Genomic DNA, 5,978 nt, shown 5'->3' with positions numbered 1-5,978 from the left:
CGGTGTTCATGATCGGCCGGAATATGCGAGGCCGAGGGATAGAGGTAATATCCGGCGTTGCAAACACAACATCCCAGTTATAGTGACGGTGACGCATAAATGATTCTTTGGGGCTAGTCGGGTACATAATTTGTCCCCGTTCATCAAATACCACCCTCCCCGTGTCATCAGTGTCACACTCTTCCAATGAATCTGGCTTATAGTGTTCTAGCGTATCCTTAAAAAGTTGAATGAAGTCAGCAGGTAAAACATTGCTGTATGTGTCGATATTCTTAAGGTTATATTCCTCTTGCCCTTTAAATACATCTCTATCATAAATGTCCTGACACTCATCAATGAAGACGAATGCACCAATAGGCATCCAGTGATGCCATCTACGCCAAAGCTCCTGATATTTTGGATCTTGAGAACTAACCCGAAATAAACGAGCGGTATCGGGGAATTTCTCGCCTAGAAATTCTTCAATACGGTGTAACGGGTACATTCCCGCTACGTTGGTAACAACGAGACGACCTGCACGAAGTGCTGGAAGTAAGCGATACCAAATAACAGAGCTGGATTTATAAGAACCGTTGTGACCGTGTTCAATGACAATCGCCATTTACCACCCCATGACGTTCATAACAAAACGAGTAATATAGGCATTAATCAAAAGATTTAAGCCATTAGCAAAACCAAGCTCTTGTAAAGCCCAACGAACACCACTTGGCATTTGAGAGATAGAAGAGGCTAAATATGCACTTATGTTTATGTCGGTAGCTATTTGCTTGGCAACCAAGTAAGCGAATTCTATAGTTTGCAATTTCACAGTGATAACGGCTAATGAGTAATACTCAATCCCCCAAGCGACAAATCGATGAAAAACACTAGGTATCTCTTGAGAGATAGTGTAATGAATGTCATTAATTCGATTGCCTACGTAATCAAGAAATGAACCATCATCAGCAAAAGCGACTGATGGAATGAACATAATAAAAACGAAAAGTAAACTACGCATTTTTACGCCCCCCCATCAACACAGTGAATGCAATTAAGACAGCTAAAAACCAGATAGCTTGCTTTGGGCCAGAGTTAAAGAAAAGTTCCATATTAGACTTTCCACTCAAGTCAACACGAGCGCCATGAACATCCTGATAATTGTTTTCATATTGGCCATTTATGGTCAAATCACCACCTGAGAATACTTTCTTGATATCAGCCATACGTTCTTGTATTTCAGTGTTTTTGTCATTAACTTGTTTCTTGACATCAGCTAAAGAATCACCATCAAAAATAGTATCAAATCCACTTTTACTAGGTTCGATTGAAGGCGTAAATGAACAAAGAGGCCCATCGCACGGAGATGTTCCTCCGCCGCCTTCACCACCACCGCCCAAATTAAGATTGTTAATGGAGTCTATCACCTCCCCTAACAAATAATTTCCATCCTCAACAGCATATCTATTGGCATTTATACTTTCCGTAAGCCCACCTTCCATATAACCCGATAAATCATATATGCCTTCATTGATATCAGATAGTCTACTATTAGATTGCTCTGAATAAAGGCTAGTCAGCTCATTATAAGACTTATTCGAAAGGCTATATTCTTCAATTTTACTTAAAGAGCTGCGCATAGCATCAAAATCAGATGCGGATTCTATATTGTCCCTGTAAGACTGATAGGCAAAATTATCTATAGCCTTAACTACATTTGCAGAAATAGAGTTAAAACCACCACTAATATCTGTCTCTCTCTCGCCGCCTACAACAATAGGGCCTACAGGGTTATAAGCCCCTCCGCCAGTTCCGCCGCCAGAATCATCAGGCGTGCATTCTGCCCCCGTGGTTTGATAAGGGCCTTTTGATGGCGGGCTAGCCGCTGGGAACTCTAAACAGATACCAGAACCACCGCCACACTTGGCTATACATCCCCCCAAGGTAGAGCCAGCATCAACGTTACAGATAGAATCTGCCGTGTTCATGGGCATGTTCCCAACATTCACACCAAAAGAACAGGCAGCAAAGGAGAGGAAGGAAGGGAAAAACAGAAATATGGAAAAGAACCTAACCATAACAGTGACACCTAATAAAAAGGGGGCCAACGCCCCCAGAATCAGGAGGTGAACACTCCCGAGAGAAATGCAGCCCCAAACACAAAACCACCGGTGGCTGCTAGGATTGCGGCTACAAGCACGGCCCTTATCTCCGCAGCCAGCTAACGATCATTCCCACGCAGAAGCCCAATGCCGCCACAGTGACAACGCCAGCCGTCACAGTTCCATAGTTGGTCGTCCCCGAAGCGATAGCCGCTGTGATGGCGGTAGACACATCACTATCAGCGGCATAAGCAGACGTGGTAAACAAGGACACAACAGCCACAGCAGGAACGGCGGTTTTTTTCATACCGGCAGTAAACAGTTCATTGATTTTTTTCATGATAAAGCTCCAATTATTAATGGCGGCCTAATTTTCGAGCAATAAGGCCAGTGAAGTACCCCCCAAGGAACAGGAGGATGAAATATAGAACGAACATTCCGAAGTAATCAGCATTGAAACCAAATAAATCAGGTATGGATTTCATTTGCGTTAATTCAGCTTGCGTTATCATTGCAAAAACGAGCTCACCCCTTGGGCCTGTATCTGGGCAAACATCCAAAACACGCATGTATGAGCTGTTATAGACATCATCGATAAAGAGGCAAGCCCGCTTAGTCATTAAAACTTATCCTTTGTGGCTTGAGCACCAACAGAAGATTTACCAACGATACCAGAAACAATGTTTTTGGTAAGATCATTGGGGTTTGGTTGCACCTCAACATCAACCAGCTCACCGAGTTGGCACATGGCAAAGTGATTAAGAGCATTTGGATCTAAATCTACTTCTTTGACCTCATACCCGAAGCCAGAATAATTCATGCTTTGGGTTACATTCGGTTTAATTGATACGGCATAAGACAGCATGCACATATCATATTGTTTGCCTGTTTTGCTGGATGTGCCGTAACGTCGAGCGACTCCAATGAAATGAACCTTCATGTTTTGGTTTCCTGTTTTTTGGTCACTATTAATTTAAATGGTGGCTATTCTAATATGCGGCCGTCTGGATATTGTAGAAATGCACTAATAGAGTTGGCATATACTCCCACATAAAATGTTTTTGCTTTTTCTTCATCATCAAAGCGCTGGTATTTTATCTCCGCATCCATAGTCTCCCATTGAACAAGGAAATCCCCTGATTCATCGATAAGCTTTTGACGCTCTTCCGCCATGCGAACATCAATACACGTTTGGCGGTTACAATATCCGTCACTGTTACCATTAATCGGAAGATAACAACACGGGCAAATAGATTGAACGGTCATCGCCTCCCCCAGTTTGCCAGGTGAAACTCGAATGCTTGAACGAGATGGCCCACAGAATCGAACGGCGGGCAATCTCATTGCCTGAATAATATGGGCGTGTTTCGTCATGCTACGCTCCTCAATTGAAGTTTTGGCATTTGATACCAGCTAGGCGGCAAACATTCCTGACGATGAATCTCAGTGCAGGAAACCATTTTGACAGGGCTAAATTGACTTATATTACATGGGCGTCCAATATCGATGCCGATTTTGCGAAGGCGGGCACGGTGTATTTTGGTTTAGCTTTTTGATAAATCAAAATGCTCACCATGAAACCACTCTAACGCATAAAGAGCTGTAGTATTAGCGGCTCTAGTAGAATCTACTACACCAGCCGAATAAAGCTGTTGAGCTATGGTTTCAAATTTCATATTAGATACGCTCAGTTTTTTGTCTAGGCTGGTAAACTCCGACATTACGGTTTCGAGTCGGGAGTAGTCTGATTTGCCCCAATATTGCAAACCTTCACGCTGCAAATAACGATATTTAAATTTCAGTTCATAGCGAACCAAACCAACAGCCCAACAAAAGTCAATAACTCGTTGCAAGTGTTCAACTTGATCAGACTCAGGGCCAAAAGCCTTGATTACTTTAGACAATGAATGCAATTCCAGTTCATTGCCCTTGGCGTACACACAAGGATATATTAACGCTGAATTATTTTTCTTTGACTTCCAATCGCAGCCATATCCATTTGTAAACAAATGAGGCACTGAGTTTCTATATGAAAGTGTCGATACAGCAGAAATATATTTCTTTTCGTTTTCAGAACCAACCATAAAGTTTTCAGTAGTGTGAAGCCCTTTAATAATTGCTCCATCAGCCCCTATAACCTTCATAGCGCTACCATCTTCATAAAAAATGCGCGTGCACTTAGTAAACTGGGGGACGAAATCAAACGAGCCATAAACCTCTCGTAGGATCTCATTAAATTTATAGACGCACTGATCAACAGTCTTAAATCCCCAAAGATTCTCAAGGCGACCCCAGCGACTGGCATTGCCACTCATGTAGAGACGGTGTCCCATCGAACGGATAAGCACAGAGTCACAGAACGACCCCTTGTGACTGTAGGCAGGAGAAGCAACGCCGTTATCCTGCACAACCTCGCCTTGCTCAACAACGACGCGAATGTACGCATTGCCATCAAGCAGTGGTAAAAGCTGGTCAAACGTCTGTTCTATCTCAAGCCAGTCGAAAAACATCTATGTTTCTCAGAAATTAGATTGTGAGGTGAAACATAGAATCTTAGATCTGCGAAGTCAAGAAATATCATTTCTTAGATTCGAAAGAAGTTAGACTATGTACAGTGAGTCAACCTAAATGAGTCAAACATGCCGACCAAACACATCGACGATATAACGTGGCGAAAAGTGGAATCCGAAACGGTTAGAGCCGTCATCGCAACCAAAACCAGCCTAAAGGATACGGAGGTTCTTAGGTTGTTGATTCTTAAGGGGTTAGAAGCGATTAGCGAAGACGATTACGTCAACTTCGTAAGGAAAAAGAAGGGGAAAGGCTGAGCGGTGCCCAAGGGGGGAAAAGTATGGGTTATCATACCAAAGTCCGGGAGTCACTGAACCCCGGACTTCTCCTCCCCCGTTATGCGGTCTCCATTGAGGCTGTCACAATGAAGCATAAGAGATACAGGAAGAACAGATGAAGACTGAGAAATGGAGTCGCTTTGATATCTGTGACTACATTGGTACCGAGGAAGAGATCCTTGCCTACATGAAAGAGGCGCTTAACAGTGGATCTCAGGCCGAGATAGAAGATGCGCTTGATCTTTTAGAAAGAACTCGCACATATATCTGTGGAATAAAACAAGCAGTACAAGAAATTTATTATCTTAAAAGAATTATGTATGAGTCAGGTGAAAAAAAACTGGTCGATGAAACTATTAGTGTTTTGCAATTGAAAAACAACTGTTCATATTGCAAAGCATCTAGCGACGCAGGAAACCTTATAGGTACATTGCTAGAATTACTTTCAGAGAAAGATATTTTTAAGACTGTTCATGAAAATTTAAATAAATAGTTTCAGAAATATATCCCCCCCGATGCAAGAGATAACGAAATAAATACTTAACCACTTCTACGGCATAGCTCCTCTATTAAAGAAACCCATGACGAAGAACCATCATGGACACCTCGATCAGCCAGACGCAGAAGATCCTCACCTAAAGCAGACAATGCTTCATGCTTGGAACCATAGTGCTGGCAGTAGGAATTAGCTAGTTCAATCAATTGCTTATCAAGCTGCACACGAACATCTCTTGGAACCATGAACCCATCCCCATAAAAAGACAAAGCCCCTCGGCAGAAGGGTTTTTGATGACCGGAAACGTAAACAACCTGCCGCGCTTCGCTTGCCTGCTGCCCAGTTCGCCACGGCGAAGCGATGCCGTGACTCATGGACCAGCGTGCTGTACGACAAATCAAATTAAGGTTTTGAATGCTCAAAATCAAAGGTTGACGTATTAAACGTCATGGTGACGATAATCATATAATCCTTTGATGCTTTAATCATACCATCATTTAATCAAATGATTATGGCATTACAGTAAAGGGCTGGCTTCGCATAATGGGGATTATG

The 5,978-nt window shown here is 42.7% G+C and carries 12 protein-coding genes; 2 read left to right on the top strand and 10 right to left on the bottom strand.

The features are described from left to right. The 9 genes from AXW79_RS22980 to AXW79_RS14235 all read right to left on the bottom strand — a co-directional run. A partial coding sequence (locus AXW79_RS22980; RefSeq protein WP_276326308.1) for a zonular occludens toxin domain-containing protein occupies window positions 1–601 on the bottom strand: 601 nt, incomplete at its 3' end. Then, on the bottom strand, window positions 602–997 hold the full coding sequence (locus tag AXW79_RS14265; protein ID WP_005311564.1) for a DUF2523 family protein: 396 nt from the start codon (window positions 995–997) through the stop codon (window positions 602–604). Then, window positions 990–1,964, bottom strand: coding sequence for a hypothetical protein (locus AXW79_RS22355; protein WP_129712435.1), 975 nt, complete (start codon window positions 1,962–1,964; stop codon window positions 990–992). Before AXW79_RS22355 ends, AXW79_RS14265 begins: the two co-directional genes overlap by 8 nt. Window positions 1,965–2,181: 217 nt before the next feature. After that, complete coding sequence (locus AXW79_RS22975; RefSeq protein ID WP_005311561.1) at window positions 2,182–2,418, bottom strand: hypothetical protein; 237 nt, start codon at window positions 2,416–2,418, stop codon at window positions 2,182–2,184. Window positions 2,419–2,434: 16 nt separating this feature from the next. After that, on the bottom strand, window positions 2,435–2,698 hold the full coding sequence (locus AXW79_RS14250) for a hypothetical protein (RefSeq protein ID WP_005311558.1): 264 nt from the start codon (window positions 2,696–2,698) through the stop codon (window positions 2,435–2,437). Continuing rightward, a complete protein-coding gene (locus AXW79_RS14245; protein WP_005311556.1) occupies window positions 2,698–3,018 on the bottom strand; it encodes a hypothetical protein in 321 nt (106 codons plus the stop codon). The genes AXW79_RS14250 and AXW79_RS14245 overlap by 1 nt, the downstream gene beginning before the upstream one ends. A 44-nt stretch (window positions 3,019–3,062) precedes the next feature. Beyond that, window positions 3,063–3,452 (bottom strand): hypothetical protein, encoded by a 390-nt coding sequence (locus AXW79_RS22345; protein ID WP_011898693.1) that lies wholly within the window; start codon window positions 3,450–3,452, stop codon window positions 3,063–3,065. Next, window positions 3,449–3,616 (bottom strand): phage/plasmid replication domain-containing protein, encoded by a 168-nt coding sequence (locus AXW79_RS24165; RefSeq protein ID WP_085044430.1) that lies wholly within the window; start codon window positions 3,614–3,616, stop codon window positions 3,449–3,451. Before AXW79_RS24165 ends, AXW79_RS22345 begins: the two co-directional genes overlap by 4 nt. Window positions 3,617–3,622: 6 nt before the next feature. Further along, window positions 3,623–4,588, bottom strand: a complete 966-nt coding sequence (locus AXW79_RS14235; RefSeq protein ID WP_011898694.1) for a phage/plasmid replication domain-containing protein — start codon at window positions 4,586–4,588, stop codon at window positions 3,623–3,625. A 129-nt stretch (window positions 4,589–4,717) separates the two neighbouring features. On the opposite strand from AXW79_RS14235, the gene AXW79_RS14230 reads away from it, so the two are divergent. Continuing rightward, window positions 4,718–4,906 carry a hypothetical protein gene (locus AXW79_RS14230; RefSeq protein WP_005311544.1) on the top strand — a complete coding sequence of 63 codons (189 nt, stop codon included), beginning with the start codon at window positions 4,718–4,720 and terminating at the stop codon, window positions 4,904–4,906. A gap of 136 nt (window positions 4,907–5,042) precedes the next feature. Next, window positions 5,043–5,420, top strand: a complete 378-nt coding sequence (locus AXW79_RS14225; RefSeq protein WP_005311543.1) for a helix-turn-helix domain-containing transcriptional regulator — start codon at window positions 5,043–5,045, stop codon at window positions 5,418–5,420. Between the two features lie 47 nt (window positions 5,421–5,467). On the opposite strand, the gene AXW79_RS22340 is transcribed toward AXW79_RS14225, so the two are convergent. After that, a complete protein-coding gene (locus AXW79_RS22340) occupies window positions 5,468–5,797 on the bottom strand; it encodes a hypothetical protein (protein ID WP_129712437.1) in 330 nt (109 codons plus the stop codon). Between the last annotated feature and the right edge of the window lie 181 nt (window positions 5,798–5,978).

Source organism: Aeromonas salmonicida subsp. salmonicida, assembly GCF_001643305.1.
GTDB lineage: Bacteria > Pseudomonadota > Gammaproteobacteria > Enterobacterales > Aeromonadaceae > Aeromonas > Aeromonas salmonicida.
Note: the sequence above shows the minus strand (reverse complement) of the source record. Positions and strands in the feature narration are given on the sequence as shown.